This window comes from Halomonas sp. GD1P12 (assembly GCF_025725645.1).
GTDB lineage: Bacteria > Pseudomonadota > Gammaproteobacteria > Pseudomonadales > Halomonadaceae > Vreelandella.
This window is the reverse complement of sequence record NZ_CP107007.1, coordinates 236,898-257,579: the sequence shown is the minus strand read 5'-3', so window position 1 is coordinate 257,579 and position 20,682 is coordinate 236,898. Positions and strand designations below refer to the sequence as shown.

General features: G+C 65.0%; 18 protein-coding genes. 8 read left to right on the top strand and 10 right to left on the bottom strand.

Annotated elements, in window-relative coordinates; all coding sequences use genetic code 11:
* Positions 1-30 precede the first annotated feature (30 nt).
* Complete coding sequence (locus OCT39_RS01265) at positions 31-1,089, bottom strand: glycosyltransferase family 4 protein (RefSeq protein ID WP_263585898.1); 1,059 nt, start codon at positions 1,087-1,089, stop codon at positions 31-33.
* Between the two features lie 37 nt (positions 1,090-1,126).
* Here OCT39_RS01265 and OCT39_RS01260 point away from each other — a divergent pair, with 37 nt between their 5' ends.
* Entirely contained in the window at positions 1,127-3,229 is a 2,103-nt protein-coding gene (locus OCT39_RS01260; protein ID WP_263585897.1) for an HAD-IIB family hydrolase, read from the top strand.
* 2 nt (positions 3,230-3,231) lie between these two features.
* Positions 3,232-4,101, top strand: a complete 870-nt coding sequence (locus tag OCT39_RS01255) for a glycosyltransferase family 2 protein (protein ID WP_263585896.1) — start codon at positions 3,232-3,234, stop codon at positions 4,099-4,101.
* 13 nt (positions 4,102-4,114) lie between these two features.
* Here OCT39_RS01255 and OCT39_RS01250 read toward each other — a convergent pair whose 3' ends face one another.
* Entirely contained in the window at positions 4,115-5,278 is a 1,164-nt protein-coding gene (locus OCT39_RS01250) for a glycosyltransferase (protein WP_263585895.1), read from the bottom strand.
* A gap of 159 nt (positions 5,279-5,437) precedes the next feature.
* Here OCT39_RS01250 and OCT39_RS01245 point away from each other — a divergent pair, with 159 nt between their 5' ends.
* The gene (locus OCT39_RS01245) at positions 5,438-6,217 is read left to right on the top strand and encodes a sulfite exporter TauE/SafE family protein (protein ID WP_263585894.1); all 780 of its coding nucleotides are present in this window, start codon (positions 5,438-5,440) and stop codon (positions 6,215-6,217) included.
* Here the strand turns inward: OCT39_RS01245 and OCT39_RS01240 are convergent.
* From OCT39_RS01240 to OCT39_RS01215, 6 genes are all read right to left on the bottom strand, one after another.
* Positions 6,214-8,466, bottom strand: a complete 2,253-nt coding sequence (locus OCT39_RS01240; RefSeq protein WP_263585893.1) for an ATP-dependent DNA helicase — start codon at positions 8,464-8,466, stop codon at positions 6,214-6,216. The genes OCT39_RS01245 and OCT39_RS01240 overlap by 4 nt on opposite strands.
* Positions 8,463-10,142, bottom strand: a complete 1,680-nt coding sequence (locus OCT39_RS01235; RefSeq protein ID WP_263585892.1) for a VRR-NUC domain-containing protein — start codon at positions 10,140-10,142, stop codon at positions 8,463-8,465. Before OCT39_RS01235 ends, OCT39_RS01240 begins: the two co-directional genes overlap by 4 nt.
* 61 nt (positions 10,143-10,203) lie before the next feature.
* Complete coding sequence (locus OCT39_RS01230) at positions 10,204-10,560, bottom strand: hypothetical protein (protein ID WP_263585891.1); 357 nt, start codon at positions 10,558-10,560, stop codon at positions 10,204-10,206.
* Between the two features lie 91 nt (positions 10,561-10,651).
* Positions 10,652-11,677: a histone deacetylase family protein gene (locus OCT39_RS01225; protein WP_263585890.1), complete on the bottom strand. Its 1,026-nt coding sequence runs from the start codon at positions 11,675-11,677 to the stop codon at positions 10,652-10,654.
* A 35-nt stretch (positions 11,678-11,712) separates the two neighbouring features.
* Positions 11,713-12,006: a GIY-YIG nuclease family protein gene (locus OCT39_RS01220; protein ID WP_263585889.1), complete on the bottom strand. Its 294-nt coding sequence runs from the start codon at positions 12,004-12,006 to the stop codon at positions 11,713-11,715.
* Positions 11,999-12,457 (bottom strand): YchJ family protein, encoded by a 459-nt coding sequence (locus tag OCT39_RS01215; protein ID WP_412031130.1) that lies wholly within the window; start codon positions 12,455-12,457, stop codon positions 11,999-12,001. Before OCT39_RS01215 ends, OCT39_RS01220 begins: the two co-directional genes overlap by 8 nt.
* 147 nt (positions 12,458-12,604) lie before the next feature.
* On the opposite strand from OCT39_RS01215, the gene OCT39_RS01210 reads away from it, so the two are divergent.
* A complete protein-coding gene (locus tag OCT39_RS01210; protein WP_252105936.1) occupies positions 12,605-12,916 on the top strand; it encodes a hypothetical protein in 312 nt (103 codons plus the stop codon).
* A 281-nt stretch (positions 12,917-13,197) separates the two neighbouring features.
* Here OCT39_RS01210 and argE read toward each other — a convergent pair whose 3' ends face one another.
* The gene (gene argE, locus OCT39_RS01205; protein ID WP_263585887.1) at positions 13,198-14,367 is read right to left on the bottom strand and encodes an acetylornithine deacetylase; all 1,170 of its coding nucleotides are present in this window, start codon (positions 14,365-14,367) and stop codon (positions 13,198-13,200) included.
* A gap of 204 nt (positions 14,368-14,571) precedes the next feature.
* On the opposite strand from argE, the gene ugpB reads away from it, so the two are divergent.
* From ugpB to OCT39_RS01185, 4 genes are all read left to right on the top strand, one after another.
* Positions 14,572-15,900, top strand: a complete 1,329-nt coding sequence (gene ugpB, locus OCT39_RS01200; protein ID WP_263585886.1) for a sn-glycerol-3-phosphate ABC transporter substrate-binding protein UgpB — start codon at positions 14,572-14,574, stop codon at positions 15,898-15,900.
* Between the two features lie 132 nt (positions 15,901-16,032).
* Positions 16,033-16,917 carry a sn-glycerol-3-phosphate ABC transporter permease UgpA gene (gene ugpA / locus OCT39_RS01195; RefSeq protein ID WP_263585885.1) on the top strand — a complete coding sequence of 295 codons (885 nt, stop codon included), beginning with the start codon at positions 16,033-16,035 and terminating at the stop codon, positions 16,915-16,917.
* A gap of 16 nt (positions 16,918-16,933) precedes the next feature.
* The gene (gene ugpE, locus OCT39_RS01190; protein WP_263585884.1) at positions 16,934-17,782 is read left to right on the top strand and encodes a sn-glycerol-3-phosphate ABC transporter permease UgpE; all 849 of its coding nucleotides are present in this window, start codon (positions 16,934-16,936) and stop codon (positions 17,780-17,782) included.
* A 1-nt stretch (position 17,783) separates the two neighbouring features.
* Complete coding sequence (locus OCT39_RS01185) at positions 17,784-18,839, top strand: sn-glycerol-3-phosphate import ATP-binding protein UgpC (RefSeq protein ID WP_263585883.1); 1,056 nt, start codon at positions 17,784-17,786, stop codon at positions 18,837-18,839.
* A gap of 15 nt (positions 18,840-18,854) precedes the next feature.
* Here the strand turns inward: OCT39_RS01185 and OCT39_RS01180 are convergent, their stop codons facing one another.
* On the bottom strand, positions 18,855-20,492 hold the full coding sequence (locus tag OCT39_RS01180) for a bifunctional metallophosphatase/5'-nucleotidase (RefSeq protein ID WP_263585882.1): 1,638 nt from the start codon (positions 20,490-20,492) through the stop codon (positions 18,855-18,857).
* Between the last annotated feature and the right edge of the window lie 190 nt (positions 20,493-20,682).

Genomic DNA, 20,682 nt, shown 5'->3' with positions numbered 1-20,682 from the left:
CCTATCGCCCGGCCCCGGCCGGGCGTTTTATCAGCCAAGGTTCAGACGTTTCTCATAGAGCGCGACGTAGTCGCGCGCCATGCGCTCGGCGCTGAAGCGCGCCAGAAAACGCTCGCGGATGCGCGCCCGGTCGAGCTCGGCCAAGCGCGCCACCGCGGCCACTGCCTCCTCGATCGTCTCCACGATAAAGCCGGTCACCCCGTGCTCGATGACCTCTTCCACACTCCCATTGCGCCAGGCGATGACCGGGGTGCCGCAGGCCATTGCCTCGATCATCACCAGCCCAAAGGGCTCCGGCCAGTCGATGGGAAATAACAGCGCCGCGGCGCCGCCCAAAAGCGCCTGCTTTTGGACGTCGTCGACCGTACCCACGTGAACGATGGCGTCGTCGAGCTCACGGGCCACGTGCGCATCGAACCAGTTTGGGTTGCCTACGTCCACGCCACCAGCGAGCCTCAATGAATAGCCGGTTTTGCGCGCCACCGCGATGGCGCGGTCCGGGCGTTTCTGGTCGGTCATGCGGCCGATGAAGGCCAGATACCCGCCATCGCCCGCCCCCAGCGTGAAGCGCTCGGCTTTAAGCCCGTGGTGAACGACGCCGGCCAGGTTCGCCGCTGGAATCGCGCGCGCCTGCGCGTGGGAGATCGCCGCCACCGGCAGGTCCGGAAAGCCCTCGAAAAAAAGCTGTCGGTCGAGCTCGTCGACCCGCCAGTGCACGGTGGTCACGCTTTCGGCGCGGCGAGCTCCCAAGAGTGCGGCGTGGGCGAACTCGCCGTGGCAGTGAATCACATCGAACTCGTCGAGGTGCGCGCGCAGCGTTTCCAATACGCGCGCCTCGAGTACGCCGGGCACCCCCGGCGGTACCTGGCCGTGGTGGCGCTCGAGGGCGTACAGGCTCGGCGCCGTGGCCAGATGGCGCGCCGGGGTGTGGCAGTCCGCTGGGCCTATTAATGTGACATCGTAACCAAGGTTAAAGAGCGCCTCGGTCAAGTCCGCCACAATGCGTTCAGTCCCGCCGCTGCCCGGGGGCGGCGAGGGAAAGATCACTGGAGCGACCTGGGCAATGCGTATACGCTTTTTAATGGTCATGGCGCGGTGAGGCCTTGAGTGAAAGGGAATTCACGACATGCATATCGTACATATTGCCTTACAGGGCTGCCTTCGCGGCCACGATGTCGAATACGGCATTACCGCTGACACCGGTGGGCACATTCGCTACCTGCTGGAGCTGGTCGAAGCCTCGGCACTGGATCCGGCCGTTACGCGACTAACGTTAGTCACCCGCGCCTTTACGTGCCAGTTTAGCGACATCGATTACGGCCCCGGCGCGGAGCAGGTCGGCCCGAACATCGAGCTGATTCGCCTGCCCAGCGAAAGCCCCGACTACCTGTCCAAGGAGGCGCTGTGGCAGGAGCTTCCCTCCTTTACCGACGCCCTCGTCACCTGGCTCGACGCGCTGCGCGACAAGCCCGCGATCCTTCACGCCCACTACGCCGACGCCGGCGAGGTCGCCGCCGACGTGCAGGCGCGCCGCGGCATTCCTTTCGTGTTCACCGCCCACTCGCTGGGGCGCAGCAAGCGCAAGTGCCTGGAGTACGAAGGCGAGACGCTTGACGCCGAGACCCTGGCCGCTCTCACCCGACGCATCGCGTTCGAAGAGCGCGCCATCCGCAAGGCCGCGTTGATCATCGCAAGCTCCCGCGACGAAGCCGAGAGCCAGTACGCCGACTACGACCACTACGCGCCGGGCAAGATTCGCGTGATCGCCCCGGGCAGCCATCTGGATGAGTTCGAATCCGCCCGCTCGACGCCGGCGGTGGATGCACTTCTGGCGCCGTTTCTGACGAACCCGGACAAGCCCGCCCTGATCGCCATTGCCCGGCCGGTGACGCGCAAGAACCTCGCTACCCTGGTGCGCGCCTTCGGCGAAAACGACGCGCTGCGCGAGAAGGCCAACCTGGTGATCGTGGCCGGGGTGCGCGATCACATCGACGACCTCGAGTCCGAGCTTGCCGACAATCTGCACGAACTTTTGACCCTGATCGACGATTTCGACCTTTACGGCCATATCGCCTACCCCAAGCACCACGCCCCGCAGGACATCAAGGCGCTCTACGCCTGGGCCCGGGAGCGGCGCGGTATTTTCATCAACCCGGCGCTCAACGAGCCCTTTGGCCTTACCCTTCTGGAAGCCGCGGCGGCGGGCCTGCCGCTGATCGCCACCGACAGCGGCGGCCCCAACGACATCATCGAGCAGTGCGGCAACGGCGTGCTGATCAACCCGCGCCGGGCCGAAGCGATCGGCGGTGAAGCGCTGGCGCTTTTGAACGACCCGGCCCGCTGGCAACAGATGGCCGACAACGGCCGGCTGGCGGTCAAGGCGTTTGACTGGCAGCGCCACGTCGAGCGCTACCACGACCTGCTGTCACGGCTTTGCCACCCGTGCACGGGGCAAACGCTCGACGGGGTCAACGCGCTTCTGATTTGCGACATCGACAACACGCTGACCGGCTCGCCAGTGGGCGTGCTCGCCTTCAACACGTGGTACGCCGCTCAAAAACAGCTGGGCTTCGGGGTCGCGACCGGGCGCAGTTTTCACAGTGCGCTGGCGATTCTCTCCCAAGCGGGCATTCCCTACCCGCCGCTCATCATCTCCTCGGTGGGCTCGGAAATTCACTACCTGAACGACGATGGCATCACCTACCGCCAGGACACGGCCTGGCGCGAGATCATCAATCGCCACTGGCAGCGCGACGCCCTGGCCCGCGCCCTCGACACCTTCGATGACCTCCTCCCCCAGGGCCCACTCGAGCAGCGCGCTTTCAAACTCAGCTACCTGAGCGACGACACCCGCGACATCACGCTGCGCCTGACGACCCACCTCAAGCGTTTGAGGCTTCGCGCCACGGTGATCCACAGCCACGGCCGCTACGTCGATATCCTGCCCGAGGCCGCCTCGAAAGGCCGCGCGGTCGCTCACGTGCGCAAGCACCTGGGCGTGGATGAAGCTGCGCTGTATGTGGCCGGCGACTCCGGCAACGACCTGGACATGCTGCGCGCCTCGAAATGCTCGATTCTGGTGGCCAACTACAGCGACGGTCTGGCCCAGGCGCCGGGCATGGGCCACGTCTACATCGCCCGCGCCCCCCACGCCCAGGGCGTGATCGAAGGCGTGAAGCACTTTCAAAGCCACCCGCCGCGCCAACCCCTCGAGGATATCGCCTCGTGAACATGAGCGTGCTGACACTGGTGCGCGGGCGCCGCGACCACCTGGTCAACCTGATGCAAAGCCTGAACGCGCAAACACACCTGCCGAACGAGCTGGTGATCGCCTGGATGCAGCCCGAGGCGCACGCGGCTCTGCCCGATGTCGGCTTTCCCGTGCGCCACGTGTTCGTTGAGGGTGAGGCGCTGCCGCTTGCCCGCGCCCGCAACGCCGCGGTCGAGGCGGCCTCCAATGAGGGCCTGGTGTTTCTCGACGTGGACTGTATCGCCTCTCCTCGGCTCATCGAGCGCTACCGTCAGGCGCTCACCGAGAAGGCCGCGCTCTACATCGGCGAGGTGCACTACCTGCCCGCGGGCGCGGCACCATACTCGAGTCATAATGAGCTCGACTTCGCAGCGCTTTTCGAGCAAGGCGAGCGCCACCCCGCCCGCCCGGCCATCGACGAGGATGAAATCCGCCCGGAGCCGAATCACGGCAATCTGTGGGGGCTATCGTTTGCGCTCATGAAGGACGACCACCGCCGCGCCGGCGGTATGGACGAAGGCTACATCGGCTACGGCGGCGAGGAGACCGACTACACCTGGCGGCTTCACGCGGCGGACGTTGCGCTTTACTGGGTCGGCGGGGCGCTGGCCTGGCATCAGCACCACGCGGTGTACGCTCCGCCCTGGCCGCACTTCGAAGCGATCATCGACAACGCCCGGCGCTTTCACGCGCGCTGGGGGCGATGGTGCATGGAGTACTGGCTCGATCAGTTCGCAAACGCCGGCGCCATCGACTGGTCGCCCAACGCCACGGTGATCGAGATTCTGCGCTACCCGGCACCAACAGAGATCGAGCGCGCGCGGCTACCGGCCAGCGCGCGCTTCGGTTAGACCCTTTTCAGGGTCAGGCCCGTTCGATAGACGCGTTCACAGCGTTTGCGCTCATGGCGGCAGCCGTGGGCGCGCCTTCCCAAAGCCCATCGACCGTGGCTTCGAGCCAGCGGGCGGCGCGCTCGGCGGCGTCGGCCTCATAAAGCGTGGCGAGCTTTTCGACATCGAGCCCGCGCGCCTTTTCGAGCACCGCCTGCCAGCCGGCGAAATCCCCGGGCCACGCCGGCATGTTCACCGCCGCCGAAAGCTCTGAAAGCCGCTCGGCCTTGCGCTGCTGCTCGTTGAAGTAGCGCCACTCCGGGGCAACGATATAGGGACGCCGGAGCATCGCGATTTCGTGCACGGTGTTGTCGCCGGCGGAGGCCAGCACGATGTCGCTGGCGGCGAGATACTCCACCACGTTGTCCACCCAGCCGGCGTTGACCAGGTTGGCGAAGTCGGTTTCGTGGCCTTCCAGATGCAGCGGGCCGATAGTGATAAAGAGCGTCTCGGGTGCGGCCCGGGCGGCCACGGTGAGCGGCGCGTAGGGCGTGCCCGCCCCGCCGCCGCCGGTCAGCGCAACGACGATTTCGCGATCCGGGTCGAGTCCCAGGCGACGGCGCGCCTCCTCCCGGCTGGGTACGGCGGCGGCGGTGGTGCAAAGCCCGCCGCTGTAGAAGGTCTTTTCGCGCAGATGCGCCGGGTAGTCGGCCTGCTCCAGGCGTTCGTCGAACGGCGCGAGCATGGCGACACTCGCTTCATAAGCCCCCAAGTGGCCCGGGTCGTTACGATCGCCATGCATGCGAATGCTGACCGCCGGGACGCTGGCGATACGCGATAGAAGCGCCAGTTCGGCGGAGACATCGATGACGAACAGCCCCGCGTCGATGTCGTCGAGATGATCGAGAATGCGCCGCATGGTCTGGCGCATCTCGACCACGCCCATCGGCACGCAGTGCATCACCGACGGCGTCGGCTGGTCATAAAGCGCCTGGGTCGGCACCGCGGCGCCGATCATGTTGGGCAGCGCGATCACGTCGATGGCGCGCTCGAAGCCGTCGAAAAGCGAAGGGTCGGCGGTCATCACGCTGACCGGTCGATCCTCCGAGAAGTGGCGGATGATCGCCATGGCGCGGCGGGCGTGGCCGCGCCCCTGGTGGTGGACGAAAAAGCTGATCGGTTTTTTCGATGTTGGCATGGGAGAACACGTTCCGTTGTGTTGAGAGACCGAGTGAGGCGTCGGGCCAACTGCGCTTTTTGGTCATTTCCTGGTAGGCTTGATTCAGCATAGCCGCCGCCGGAGAAAAAGAACGCGGCGGCGACGCTCTTTAACGTTTGTTCGGTCAAGAGGCGGTCAATGGCGGATCTTTTGTGGTACCAGTACGCACTCATCGGGCTGATCTTTGCCTGGAGTGGCTTCGTGCGTACGAGCCTGGGCTTTGGCGGCGCGGTGCTCGCACTCCCCTTTCTGCTGCTGGTGCATAACGACCCGCTGGTGTTCTTGCCGATCATCGCCATTCATCTTTTGATCTTCTCGAGCTGGATCGCCTGGCAGGGCAACCGCCAGATAAAGGCGGACACGACGACGGCGACCCAGAGCAACATCGACTGGCGCTATCTCAAAAAGGCGCTGAAGATCATGATCGTGCCGAAGCTGATCGGCGTGGTGGGGCTTTTGACGCTGCCCCCCATGATCATGACCAACATCATCTTCGCCATCGTGCTCGTCTACGCCGCAAGCTACGTGCTGAACAAGCCGTTCAAGAGCCAGCACCGCTACGTCGACGTCGTGCTGCTGGGACTGGGCGGCTACGTTAGCGGCACCTCGCTCATCGGCGCGCCCTTGATCGTGGCCGTGTTCGCCGCTCACGTGGCGAAGGAGCAGCTGCGCGATACCATGTTCGTGCTCTGGTTCATCCTCGTGGTGATCAAGATGGTCTCGTTCATCGTCGCCGGCGTCGATCTGCAGCTCGTGCATCAGCTCTGGCTCTTGCCCTGCGCCTTTGCCGGCCACCTGCTCGGCGAGCGCGCCCACCGCTACCTGCAAAAGGCCGACACGGTGCTTTTCTTTCGCGTGCTCGGGGTAGTGCTGATTCTGGTGAGCGTCATGGGCCTTGCGTTTTCGGCGCTTGCCTAAAGCGCCCACCAGCTCGGCAAAAGCCCGCGCACGGCGCGCTGGTCGAAGCGGTCGTCCATCAGCACCACCACGCCTTCATCGTCGGGGCCTCGAATCACCCGGCCCGCGGCCTGGACCACCTTGATCATGCCGGGAATGCGGTAGGTGTAGGCCTCGCCTTCGCCGAAGCGCTCGTGCAGGCGCGCCTTGAGCGCTTCGTTGTAGGCGTTGAAGGGCGGCAAACCTAACGTGGCGATAAACGCGCCGATCAGCCGGTCACCGGGCAGATCCACGCCTTCGCCGAAGGCCCCACCCAGCACCGCAAAGCCGATGCCCCGCCCACCGGGGGTGAAGCGGGCCAGAAACGCCTCGCGCTCGCTTTCGGCCATGCCGCGGGTCTGGGCAAAGGCGGGAATCTCGGGACAGTCGCGGGTAAAGCGCTCGAACACCGCGTCGAGATAGGCGAAGCTGCTGAAAAACGCCAGATAGTGGCCGGGCATCTCCCGGTACTGCTCGGCGATGGTGGCGACGATGGGCGCAACGGATCTCTCCCGGTCGCGGTAGCGCGTCGAGATGTGGCGCGCGAGCCTGACACTGAGCTGGTGCGCGGCGAAGGGCGAGTCGATTTCGCGCCAGACGCTGTCCGCTGGCAGCCCCAGCAGGTCGCGGTAGTAGCGCGGCGGCGTGAGCGTCGCGGAAAAGAGCACCAGGCTTTGGGCGCGCGCGATGCGTGGGGCGAGAAAGTCCGCCGGAATGACGTTACGAATGCCGAGTACCGCGCGGCCTCGCTCATGACGGGTGACGTCGCAAAGCGAGTGCGTGCCAAACGACTCCGCCAGCCGGCAAAACCCCAGCGCCTCGAACAGAAGCTCCTGAAGCGCCAGGCTCGCCGCCTCCGGGTGCTCGCCCAGATACTCGGTGATGGCGCTTGCCACCTTGTAGAGCGCGCCGACGAGCTTGGCGGGCAGCGCCTCCAGAATCCGGTAGCGCTCAGAGCCCGCCTCATCGCCATCGGACAGCGTCTTCCACTGGCGACCCAGCTGCTCCAGCGGCTTTTTCAGCGCCGCCGGGGCGCCCTTTTTCGCCTGGTTGAAGCGCTTTTGCGACACTTCGGCGCTGTACATGCCGCGGGCCCGCTCGATCAAATTGTGCGCTTCATCGACCAGTACGCCCACCCGCCAGTCGCCCGCCGCCGCCGCCAGGCCGTGGAGCAGCGCGTGGGCGTCGAACCAGTGGTTCACATCGCCCACCACCACGTCGGCCCAGCGCGCCATCTCCTGGCCCAGATAATAAGGGCAGACATCGTGCGCCAGCGCGACCTCCCTGAGCCCGGCGCGGTCGAGAAAACCGCGCTCGACGCAGGCCGCGCGCGCGGCCGGTAAGCGGTCATAAAAGCCCGCCGCCAGCGGGCAAGCCTCGCCGTGGCAGGCGCGCTCCGGAAACTCGCAGGCCTTGCTGCGCGCGACCAGCTCGACCACGCGAAGCGGCGTTTCGTTTGCGGCCTGCAGGGTCTGGAGGGCGTCAAGTGCCAGCCGCCGGCCGGGGGTTTTCATGGTCAGAAACGCCACCCGGTCCAGGCGCTTTCGCGGCATGGCGGTGAGCATGGGAAAGAGCGTGGCGAGCGTCTTGCCGATGCCGGTGGGCGCCTGGACGAGCAGGCAGCGCTCGGTGCTCACCGCCTTGAACACGTTTTCGGCAAGCGCACGCTGGCCCGGACGAAACGTCGCGTGGGGAAAGGCAAGCGCGCTTAAGCGTTCGTTTCTAACCTCGACGTGGGCGGCTTCCTGTCTCGCCCAGGCGAGAAAGCGTCGGCACTGATCACGAAAGAACGCCTGAAGATCTTCGGCGTCGAATTCGTGGCTCAGCCGGGTTTCGCGCTGGCTACTGATCTCGAAATACACCAGCGCCAGCGTCACCCGGGAAAGCTCACGCTCGGCGCACAACAGCGCCCCGTACACCTTTACCTGGGCCCAGTGCAGCGCGCGCTGGTTGTCTGCCATGCGCGAAAGATCGCCGCGGTGGGTCTTGACCTCTTCCAGGCAGTGGGTATCCGGGTCATAGCCGTCTGCCCGGCCGGACACGCGCAGGCCTTCGACGGTCGCGGCAAGGGGCAGCTCGGCGATGTAGCCCTCGCCACGGCGGCTGGCGACCAGCGTATGGCCAGCGATACCCTCCTGGGCGCTGGGCGCCGGCGTGAAGCGGTAGTCGAGATCGCCCCGGCGGGCGGTGAATTCACACAGCGCGCGCACCGCGACCCGGTACTCGCTCACGGGGTGGCCTGCCAGCGCACGTGGCACACCTCGACGGGGATGGCGTGGCGCTGGAAATGGGCGAGCCAGCGGCGCTGGTTATCCTGCAGCCGATCACCGGGCCCTTTCACCTCGATCATGCGATAGCCCGGGCCGCCGTCGGCCTCGGGGAAGAACTGGATCAAGTCGGGAAAGCCCGCCCGGTTGTGCTTGAGATCCTCCAGCAAGCGCTCGAACAGCGCGCGCAGATGCTTACCCGGAATACACGTCAGCGCCGTTTCCAGCAGCGTCTCATCGAGCGCCGGCCAGTGGATGAACGCCGAGGCGGTGCCGTGCTTGTCGGCGAAAACGTCGCGAATGCCTTGAACGTGGCGGCCGTCGTCGAGGCGCGCCAGGCAAGCGTCTATCTCCTCGCGGCGCGCCTCGACGAAGTCCTCGCGGTAGAGATCCGCCGGGGCGCTGTGAAACGGGTGGAAGAAGGCGCCGGGCAGCGGTTTGAACAGCGCCGGCCACAGCAGCAGGCCAAAAAGCCCGGTGATCAGGCTGTTCTCGACATAGTATACCGGCGCATTGGGCCTGCTCAGGTGCTCGGCCACGGCGCGCTCGACGGGCCGGGGGCCCAAAAGCGTCAGCGTTTTTACCGCCACGGCGGCGCCTTGCCCGCGCTTGACCGGCGGGCCGCCCAGGCGCCGTTCCAGCCGCGGGATCAGGCGCTCCAGCGCCTGGCGCTCGCTTTCGCGCGGGCCGCCTTCGAGCGCGGTGCGGGCGAGCTCCAGCGCACGGCGGTCTTCACCGCGCCGCTCCAGCAGGCGAAGCTGTCGAATGCGGGCGTCGCTGCCAGAGGCCGCCTCATAAAGCGTAAGCGAAAGCGTCTCGTCGCCGCTGCGCTCGGCCTCGCGGCCCATGCTCACCAGCAGCCGGCTTCGCCGGGCGTCAAGCCAGCGGTTGCCGCTGGCCTTCGGCACCTCGTTGAAAAGTGCCGCTGGCGGCTCGCCGTCGCTCAGGCGCTCACGCAGGCGGTGCAGGTACAAATAGGTAGTGACCTCGTCGCGCCGGGCAAACGCCCGGGCGTCGGGCGAGAGCGCCACCGGCTCGAAGCGCTGCCGGCCAAGCTCGGTGAGCACGAACTCCGCCCAGTCCTGGCGCAGGTTGCCAAAGAACATCAGCCGCAGCCGGTCACAGGTCTCCATCACGCTCAGGCGTACCAGCGTATCGGGGGCGTCCGGCCACCACTCGCTCAAGGGCTTGACCGCCGAAAGCGTGGGCACAAGGTGCTCCAACAGCACTTTTTTGGCCGGCGAGGCGCCAAGCCCGGCGGCGCGGATATCAAACGCCAGGGCCTGCTTGAGCTCGGACAAAAGCAGATGGTGACCAAGCTCGGCGGCGGTGAGCATGGGGTCACGCTCGGCCAGCCCGGCCTTAACCAGCGGCGCCAGCGCCTGGCCGGTATCGCCAATTTCAGCGTAGACGAGCTTGCCGGTGCGAAAGTGTTCGCCCTTGCGCATCACCATGCGCGCCAGCAGCGCCTGGGAGGCGTGCGGAAGCGCTCTAAAGGCGCTCAGAAACGCGCGTTCGGGCTCGCCGAGCAGATCATGGTGGCGATCGTTTACCCACGCGAGCACGAAACGAAAGTTCGTCAGGTAGTAGAAAGGATCATCCAGGGAGGCCGTGGCGGGCACGGAGAGGGCACTGTTCATTTATCCATTGTAGCAGCGCGCCGGCGGTGTCGTTAAGCGCCTGCTTGGCCGACCTTGTGTATTAGCCGACCTTATGTTGCAGCAGCGCCTCGATGGCCTCGGTGCTCTCTTCCTGAGCCGGTGCCGCGGGGGCCGGGGCAGCGGCGCGGGGCTTTTTGCCGCTGACCAGCACGTACCACTCGGTTTCGGTCAAATAGTGCTGGCACCAGCGGCTGAGGCTGTCGGCGACGACGTCGCTCGCGCCCTGTTCGCCGCGAAAGGTTTGGGCCAGGCACAGCAGGTCCTGGCGGGCGGTGCGGGCCCGGGCCGTGCCGCCGTGCACTTTGGAAAGCGGGCAGCGCCGGTCGAAGGCAGCGTTGACCAGGGCGTTGAGCCAGCGCTCCACCTCATGTGCCTGAATGCCGCCGTACACTGCCACGCGTTAACTCCTTGCCATCGAACGGGCTGAAAAGGGCGCTAGACTGCCCGAATTGGCGCGCGCTGTCACCCGCCGCGCCGCGTTTCGAGACCTATCCCTCGAAACCCTGCAGTACGCTTACCACATTGGCCCCGATGTCGTCCACCGCGTAGCCCCCTTCCATCAATAAAACGCAGGGCAGCCCCGCCTCTGCCAGGCGCTTGCCCAGCGCGGCAAAGTCGTCGCGCTTGAAGGTGAAGGTGCTGATGGGGTCGTTCTCGAAGATATCCACCCCGAGCGAGACGATCAAAAGCTCGCTCTCGGCGCGGGCGATCCTCTCCAAAGCGTCGTCGAGCGCCGCCATCCAGGTACTGACCTTCGTACCCGGCGGCATTGGGTAGTTAGCGGTGAAGCCTTCGCCCTCGCCGTCGCCGGTTTCATCCGCGTAGCCCGAGTAGTAGGGGAAAGTGACGTCCGGGTCGCCGTGCAGCGAGGCGAAGAAGACGTCCGAGCGGCGATAGAAGATCTGCTGGGTGCCGTTGCCGTGGTGGAAGTCGACGTCGAGCACCGCCACGCGCTTGTGGCCGTTATCCAGCGCGCGCTGGGCGGCGATGGCGGCGTTATTGAAAAAGCAGTAGCCGCCGAACTGATCCGTGGCGGCGTGGTGGCCCGGCGGGCGGCACAGCCCAAAGCTCGGTTTGCCGGTTTCAAGGGTGTACTCCAGCGCCGCCAGTGCCGTGTCCTTGCTGGCAAGCGCGGCCTCATACGTGCCTTCGCACAGCGAGGTTTCCGCGGCCAGGGCGTAGTAGCCAAGCTGGCCTTCCAGCGAGCGGGGAATGCGGTCGGCGCGCAGCGTGCGCGCCGGCCAGATGTTGGGGATCGCCTCGCCCGGGTGGCCTTCGGCCTGCCAGCGCGGCCAGAAGTGGGCGATGAAGTCGATATAGCCCGCGTCGTGCACCGCCTCCACCGGCGCCAGGCCGTACTTGCCGGGCGCGTGCACCTCGAGCCCGGCGCGCTCGAGCGCCTCGAGCACGATCTCCATGCGCCGGGGCGTTTCATAAGGCGCCACCAACGTGCTGCCGTGAAGCTCGGTGGCCGCCTGGCGGCGAAAGCTCTGATCGGAGAAAAACGTCTTCATGGCGGTGGCTCCTTGAAAGTCTCGGAAATCGAAAGTCACGGGGAATCGTCGGGCGCGCCGCAGGGCCAGCGGGCCGCCCAGCGGCGCTTCTCGGTGGGCGTTTGCTGCTTCAGGCGATACTCGGCGCGGCTCGCCTCGGCGCGGCTATCGAACGGCTGAGCGCCCAACAGCGCCTGGGGCGGGTTGGCGCGGGTATAGCGCGCGCCCTTGCCTTGGCAGTGGGCCCGGTAGCGCCGCGCCAGGTCGTTGGTGATCCCGGCGTAGGTGCCGCGCCGACACTCGAGCAGGTAAAGATACCACGACGCCTTTACGTCTTCGCCATCAGCCACCGCAGCACGCCTTGAGCTTGCGCCCGCTCCCACACGGGCAGCGCTCGTTGCGCCCTAACTTGAGCTTATCAAGGCGAGGGTCGCCGTCGACGTAGTACCAGCGCCCGGCCTCGAACACGAAACGCGAGACCTCCTCCAGCACGTGCCAGCCGCCTTCCCAAAAAAACGCCTTGAAGTGAACGGTGCCCTGCTCACCCACCGGCGCGCTCGCGCGCTCGATGGATAGGCGCTTCCACTGCGTGGCCGGGTCCGGCGCCAGCGTTTGAGGCCGGGTGCTGGAGTGCCAGGTGGCGTTCAGGTAATCAACGAGATCGAGTGCAAAGGCGCTATAGCGCGAGCGCATCAGCGCCTCGGGCGTCGGGGCGGCCACGCCCTGGTGGTAGACGCCGCAGCATGTCTCGTACATAGCGTCACTGCCACAGGGGCAACGTGTCATTAAGCATGAAGTCATAACGGTGGCCCCATTAACGCTGGTGCATCGGGCCTTTTTCCTGTATCGGTCGCGATCAATGGGGGTATAGTAGCAGAGTCACATGGCCAAAAAAGACGGAGTACGACACACGACCCAACTCTCTTTCCAGACGCAGCGGAGGTTCGCATGAAGGTATACAGACCGGAATGGCAGTGCACGTTCAGCGTAAACGAGGGCGCGGTAGACGCGGCCCGATGGAAAGAAAGGCTTGCATGGCGACTGCGGCGCTTCGCCGACCGCCTTCAGGGCGGCGGCCGTACGGTCAGAATCGACTGTCACGTAACGCCTGCCATTAGCCTCGCCGAGGTGGATACCTGCCTGATGAAAGGCTTCGAAGTCACCCAGGGTCTGATCACCCAGCTTGCCCACCAGCAGGCCTGCGAGGAGGTGATGCGCGACGCCAAGGCGGAGCTTTTTGAAGAGCACTCCTCGCCCTGACAGAAACGTTTGACGATACCAAAACACCCGCTCATGGCGGGTGTTTTCGTTAGTGTCGAGCTCGCTATGCTACCCAACCAGCCGTGCCGGGCAGCCCGTAACGATGGTCTTTCGCCAAGGTCGGAATACCGTTCCCTTCGTTTCCGACATTCCCGCCGTCCTTGGCGGTCAGATGGCGAAAGTAGCGTACAGGGAGGTATTCACAGCGCCCTCGTGTAGGGTCGTGTAGGGCTGCCCGGCACCGCCCCCTGTCTCTATCACCCCGCCAAAACCGCTTTCATCTACCCCTCGAACGGCGCTTCCAGCGCTCTACCCATTCGGGTCATGAATTCGACGCACGCGACAAGCTCGCTTTTCTCGATGTACTCGTCGGGTTGGTGAGCCTGGGCGATGCTGCCCGGCCCGAGGATGATCGTTTGCAGCCCCTGCCCCTGGAACTGCCCGGCTTCGGTGGCGTAGGCCACCGCGTGGTTGCAGCACTCATTAGGCAGGTGATCCCGGGCCAGGCGCAGCACGGCGGCGTTGTCGCGATCGGCCAGGCCCGGCACGGTGACGTTGAGCGCCTCGGTGTCGATCGTGACCTGCTTGCCGCGCGCTAAAAGCTCTGCCTTGAGTGAGTCGACGTACTGCGTGAAGCGGTCAAACACCTCGTCGAACGTCTCGGTCGGCAAATGACGAATCTCCCACTCGAAGGTACATTCGCGCGCCATGATGTTGATCGCCGTACCGCCTTTGATCCGGCCGACGTGCAGGCTGGTGTGGGGCACGTTGAAGGCCTCGTCCACCCGGCCCTCCTCGACCAGGGCGGTCATGGTGTCCTCGATGAAACTCACCAGCCGCGCGGCCACGTGGATCGCCGAGGTGCCCTGGTTGACCTGGCTGCTGTGCGCCTCGACCCCGGTGACCGTGGTGCGCAGGTTGGTCGCGCCTTTTTGCGCCACCACCGGCTGCATCAGGGTCGGCTCGCCGACGATGACGTGAGCCGTGGTGGAGTAGTGTTCATAAAAGCGCTTGATCAGCTCCGGCGCGCCGACGCAGCCGATCTCTTCGTCATAAGAGAAGCCGAAGTAGATGGGCTGCTTGAGAGGCGCCTTCACCCACTCGGGCACCATGGCGAGCGCGCAGGCGATGAAGCCTTTCATGTCGCAGCTTCCCCGGCCGTAAAGCCGGCCGTCGCCGCCGTCGTGAAGCGTAAACGGGTCCGTCGACCAGGGCTGGCCCTCGACCGGCACCACGTCGGTGTGGCCCGACAGCATCACCCCACCCGGCGCGTCCGGGCCGATACGCGCAATCAGATTCGCCTTGGTGTTGCAGGGGCTCATGACCCGCTCCGAGGCGACGCCGTACTCGGCCAGATAGCCTTCGACGAATTCGATCAGCGCCAGGTTGGAGCCGCGGGAGGTGGTATCGAAGGCGATGAGTTGGGAAAGAAGCGATTCTGCATTCGTCATGACGTATCTCGGGTTAAGCGCGTTGCCACCACCCTAGCACTGCCCACCGCGCTCGCCTACTGCCAAAGTGGCATGAGCCTTGAACCTTCGTCCGGTTATCGTTCATCAATTTGTCATATAGACTCACTACTGTTCAGTGCACCTCACAAGCTCAATAAACGTACTGCGCCGCCCGGCCATGCCCGGGCCCACAAGGAGTGATGTATGTCTCGTTTCACGTTACGCGCGTTATCCGTCGGTATCGCCGCGGCAAGCCTGAGCATGTCCGCCCAGGCCGCTACCGAGATCACCTGGTGGCACTCCATGGGCGGCGAGCTCGGCGAGCGCCTGAGCGCCCTGGCCGAGGACTTCAACGCCACTCAGGATGAGTACCAGGTCACGCCCTCCTATCGGGGTGAGTACGAAGCGACCATGGTCAACACCATCGCCGCCTTCCGTGCCGGCGAGCAGCCTCACATCGTACAGATTTACGAAGTCGGCACCGGCACCATGATGGCCGCCCAGGGCGCCATCTACCCCGTGTATGAGCTGATGGAAGCACACGGCAACGACTTCGACGCAGACAACTACCTGCCCGTGGTGACCGGCTACTACACCGACACCGACGGCAACATGCTCTCGATGCCGTTCAACTCCTCCACGCCGATTCTCTACTACAACAAGGACGCCTTCGAGGCCGCCGGGCTCGACCCGGAAACCCCGCCGACCACCTGGGCGGAAATGGGCGAGATGGGCCAACAGATCGTCGACGAAGGCGCGGCGTCGTGTGGCTTTACCATGGCCTATGCCGCCAACTGGATTGGCCTCGAGAACTTCTCGGCGCTGCACAATCAGCCCATCGGCACCCAGGAAAACGGCTTTGGCGGGCTGGACACCGAGTTCGTCTTCAACGGCGAGGTGCAGGCGCGCTTCTGGGATCAACTCAAGGAGTGGAGCGACAGTGGCGTTTACAGTTACGCCGGCCCCGCCAACGGCCCGGACGCGGCGCCCTCGTTCTACGCCGGCGACTGCGCGATGTACATGAACTCTTCGGCCTCGCGCGCCGACGTGCTGGCCAACTCCGACTTCGAGGTCGGTTTCGGCATGCTGCCTTACTATGATGACGTAGAGGGCGCGCCGCAGAACTCGATCATCGGCGGCGCGACGTTGTGGGTGCTTTCCGGTCATGAGGACGACGAGTACGCCGGCGTGGCCGAATTCCTCGAGTACCTGTCGCTTCCCGAGGTACAGGCCGAGTGGCACCAGGGCACCGGCTATCTGCCGATCACCACCGCCGCGTATGAGCTGAGCCAGGAGCAGGGCTACTACGAGGAGAACCCGGGTGCGGATCTCGCTATCGAGCAGATCAACCTGAACGAGCCCACCGAGAACTCCAAAGGCCTGCGCTTTGGCAACTACCCGCAGGTACGCATGGTGCTCGACGAGGAGTTCCAGGCGGTGCTGGCCGGCGACAAGAGCGGGCAGGAAGCGCTGGATGACGCGGTCGAGCGCGGCAACCAGATCCTGCGCGATTTCGAGTCAGCCAATAACTAACGCTTGATCGTCTCACGAACCCCGGCCCTTGCGCCGGGGTTCGTCGTGAGAGCCCTCCCCTGCGCCTGCCTTCGCTTTCAAGGCGGGGTTCACGGGACGGCTTTTCCGGGCGCTCGTGATACAGGATTCATCATGCAGACCAAACGCTCCACCTATCAGAACCGGTGGCTTCCCTACTGCCTGTTGGCGCCGCAGCTCATCATTACACTGGTGTTCTTCATCTGGCCGGCGAGCCAGGCGGTGAAGTCGAGCTTCGAGCGCACCGACGCCTTCGGCTTCAAGACCACCTTCGTGGGCCTTTCGAACTACGCCCGTATTCTGAGCGATCCAAGCTACCTGAATGCGCTGGGGCGCACGGCGATCTTTGCCGTGTCGGTCACGGTGCTCTCCATGGGGTTGGCGCTGTTGCTGGCGGTGTGTGTCAACCGGGTGCTGAGAAGCGCGAAGTTCTACACCACGCTGCTGGTCTGGCCCTACGCGGTGGCACCGGTGGTGGCCGGGGTGTTGTGGTGGTTTCTGTTCAACCCGACCATCGGGCTTTTGCCCCACGTGCTCGACTGGTTCGACATCGACTGGAACCACCGGGTCTCGGGCAGCCAGGCGATGATACTGATCACCATTGCCGCGGCCTGGAAACAGATCTCCTACAACTTCCTGTTCTTTCTGGCCGGACTTCAGTCGGTGCCCAAATCGCTGATCGAGGCCGCCGCCATCGACGGCGCCACGCCCTTCAAGCGCTTCTGGAGCATCGTCTTTCCGCTGCTGTCACCGACCACCTTCTTCTTGCTGATCATCAACATCAACTACGTGATGTTCGACACCTTCGGGGTGATCGACGCCACCACCGGCGGCGGGCCGGGTCAGGCGACCATGACGCTGGTCTACAAGGTCTACACCGACGGCGTGGCGGGGCTCAACATCGGCTCCTCCTCGGCCCAGTCGGTGCTGTTGATGGGTATCGTGATCCTTCTGACGTTCGTGCAGTTCCGCTACGTGGAACGCCGAGTCAACTACTAGCGCAAAGGTCTTGACCATGGTCGAAAACAGACCCTTCTTGAATATTCTGACCCACGCGGTGCTGATTCTCGGCGTGCTGGTCGTGGCGTTTCCGGTGTACGTGGCGTTTATCGCCTCGACCCACGAACCCGGCGCCTTCGTGCGCGGGGTGCTGCCGCTCACGCCCGGCGACCACCTGTGGGATACCTACTCACAGATGCTCGGCTCGGGCTGGCAGGTCGCCGGCGCCCCACCGCTTTGGCTGATGCTCGGCAACTCGACGATCATGGCGCTCACCATCGCCATCGGCAAGATCGCGATCTCGATTCTCTCGGCGTTCGCCATCGTCTACTTTCGCTTTCGCTTTCGCCTGCTGGCGTTCTGGATCATCTTCATCACGCTGATGCTGCCAGTCGAGGTGCGCATCATCCCCACCTACGCGGTGGTCGCGAACTTGGGCATGCTCAACTCCTACGCCGGGCTGACGCTGCCGCTGATCGCCTCGGCCACGGCGACGTTTCTGTTTCGCCAGTTCTTCATGACCGTGCCCGAGGAGCTGATGGAGGCGAGCCGCGTCGACGGCGCCGGGCCGATGAAGTTCTTCAAGGACATACTGCTTCCGGTCTCGATCACCAATATCGCCGCACTGTTCGTGATCATGTTCATCTACGGCTGGGTGCAGTACCTGTGGCCGCTGCTGGTCACCACCGACGAGGATTTCTATACCGTCGTGCTGGGGATCAAACGCCTGATGGCCTCGTCCGATCGGGTACCGGCGTGGAATTTGATCATGGCCACCGTGATGCTGGCCATGGTGCCGCCGGTGATGGTGGTACTGTTGATGCAGAAACTGTTCGTGAAAGGCCTGACCGAGACGGAGAAATAGCATGGCCAGTGTGACCCTGGAAGGGATCAAGAAAACCTACGCCGGCGGCGTGCAGGCCGTCAAAGGCGTCGACCTTGCCATCGAGGACGGCGAGTTCGTGGTGCTGGTGGGCCCGTCAGGCTGCGGCAAATCCACGCTTTTACGCATGGTGGCGGGGCTCGAAACGATTTCCGAGGGCACCCTCAAGATCGGCGACCGGGTGGTCAACACATTGGAGCCGGCCGAGCGCGACATCGCCATGGTGTTTCAAAACTACGCGCTCTACCCGCACATGACGGTGTACAACAACCTCGCTTACGGGCTGAAAAACCGCGGTTTCAAGAAACCCGCGATCGAGGAGCGGGTGCGCAAGGCCGCGAAGATGCTCGAAATCGAAGAGTACCTCCAGCGCAAGCCGCGCAACCTCTCCGGCGGCCAGCGTCAGCGCGTGGCCATGGGCCGGGCGCTGGTGCGCGAGCCGGCGGCGTTTCTGTTCGACGAGCCGCTATCGAATCTGGATGCCAAGCTGCGCGTGCAAATGCGCGTGGAGATCCGAAAGCTGCAGCGCCGCTTGAAGACCACCAGCCTCTACGTCACTCACGACCAGCTCGAGGCGATGACCCTGGGCGACCGCCTGGTGGTGCTCAACGCCGGGCAGATCGAGCAGGTGGGCACGCCCATGGAGATCTTCAACCGCCCGGCGAGCATGTTCGTGGCCGGCTTCATCGGCTCACCGGCAATGAACATGCTGCCGGTCGAGTATCTGGCCACGCGAAGCGCCGACAACCTGCTCGACGACCTGCCCGCCGGCACCGATATCGTCGGCATCCGCCCGGACGACATGCGCTTGACCCCGCCCAACGCCCCACACCTGGTGGTCGATTCCACCCTGGAGCTTTTCGAGGCCGCCGGCGCCGAAAGCCATCTTTACGTGCGCCTGGCGGGCAGCGAGCAGCCTACGGTGATCCGCACCAGCTCAGGCTCCCCCCCGGTGAAGGAAGGCGAGACGCTGCGCTTTTATGTGGCCCGCAGCGCCCTGCACCCGTTCAATCAGGAAAGCGGCCAGCGCACCGACTGAGGTGCAAGCAAGCACTCACTCGCCCACGTCTCCCTCTGCCACATCGACAATGCGCCCTTCCACCCGGGGCGCGATCTCGCCCTGCTCCACCAGATAGTCGCGCAGCATTTCCCAGTCGGTATTGCCGACGATGTGGCTGCGGTCACTCTCATGGGCGCCTTCAAGCGCGGTGTGGCTGTCGCCGCCGGCGGCGGTGAAGTTGTTGGTGGCGACTACATAGGTGCGCGCCGGGTCGATAGCGGTGAGCGCGCCGTTCTCGGTCACCTTCAGGCTCACCACCCGCTCGCCGGCCGGTTTGGCGCTGTTATACACCACCTCGGTGCCCTGGGAGACGTGCAGGAACGCGCCGCTCTCCTCCGGGGCGCCGGCCAGGGCGATCTCGAAGGTTTCCAGAAGCTCGGCGCCGGTCAGGTCCATTAGTGTCAAACGGTTACCGAAGGGCTGCACGGCGATCAACTCGCCCACGGTCACGGGGCCGGCGGGGATCGGCTCGCGCACGCCGCCGCCGTTTTGCAGCGCCAGCACGGTCTGCGGGTTCACCCGGCGCGCGGCGGCCAGCTGGCCATCCGCGATCAAATTGCCCAGCGCGGTTTCGTTGGCGCGCACGCTCTGTTCGTCGCCGCTGCCGTGACGCGGGTTGGGCAAGGCCTCGGCGAGTGTCACGCCCACTTCGGCATCGCGCAGCGCTTCGATTTGGGCGGTATACGGCGCGAGCATCGCGGCGGCATCGGTGTCCGGCTCGAAGTCTTCCGCCGCCAGCAGTTCGCCGCTGGCCTCCGTTACCACACCGTCGTCATCGAAGGTGACCTGCATGACCCCCAGGTACTGGCCGTACTCGCCAGCTTGGCCGATGACCGTGGGCGCTTTCGCCTCGCCCCGGTCGTTCTCGGCCACGGTCACGGGCGACTCGAGCCGGGTGTGGCTGTGCCCGCCGATGATCACGTCGATCCCCTCGACGTGCTGGGCAAGCAGCAGGTCGTTGCCCACCGCCGGGTCGCTATCGAAGCCCAGATGCGTCAGCGCGACGATCTTGTCGATCCCCTGGGCTTCAAACGCCGCGACCATCGCCTCGGCCGCCGCGCGGTAGTCACCAATGGTGACGTTGCCCGGGCTCGAAACGGTCTCGCTCGACGGGGTGCTGAGCCCGAACACGCCAATGCGCTCGCCGCCCTGCTCGAGGATCACGCCGTCATACAGATGCCCCGGCTGCGGCGCAGCGCTGACCGAATCCCCCAGCCGCTCGCTGAACTCCGGCGCGCCGGAAAAGTCCAGATTGGCGCCCAGAATGGGAAACTCGGCGGCCTCGAACAGAGCCACCAGGGCCTGGTGGCCCTGTTCCGGGTCGTTCAGGTCGAACTCGTGATTGCCGGGCACAAACGCGTCATAGCCCATCGTATTCATGAACTCGACGGCGTCCAGCCCCTTGAACGCGTTGAAGTAGAGCGTGCCGGAGAAAATATCGCCCGCGTCGAGCAACAGCCCCTCGCCGAACTCGCTGCGCGCCTGTTCGAGGGCGCTGACAAGCGGCGGATACTGGTCAGTGCGCCCGTGAAAATCGTTGGTGTGATAAATCGTCAGCGTGAAGGGCGCGGCCAGCACGCCCGGGGAAAACGCCAGCGCGGCGATGGCCCATCCGGTTCTCGATAACGACATGGTGTTTCCTTTTAAAGCGGGAGTTGTACGGCGCACTCGCGCCGGGCTTGTAAGCGACGCTTCACTATTACCAGCATTCGTGACGATTATTAATCCCCCGCCGCCTGGTTTAACTCGAAAATCGGCGTCAACGCTGGGTCAACCCGGCTACACACGACTGTCATCTTTGCCTGCCACGCTATTGCCTCTC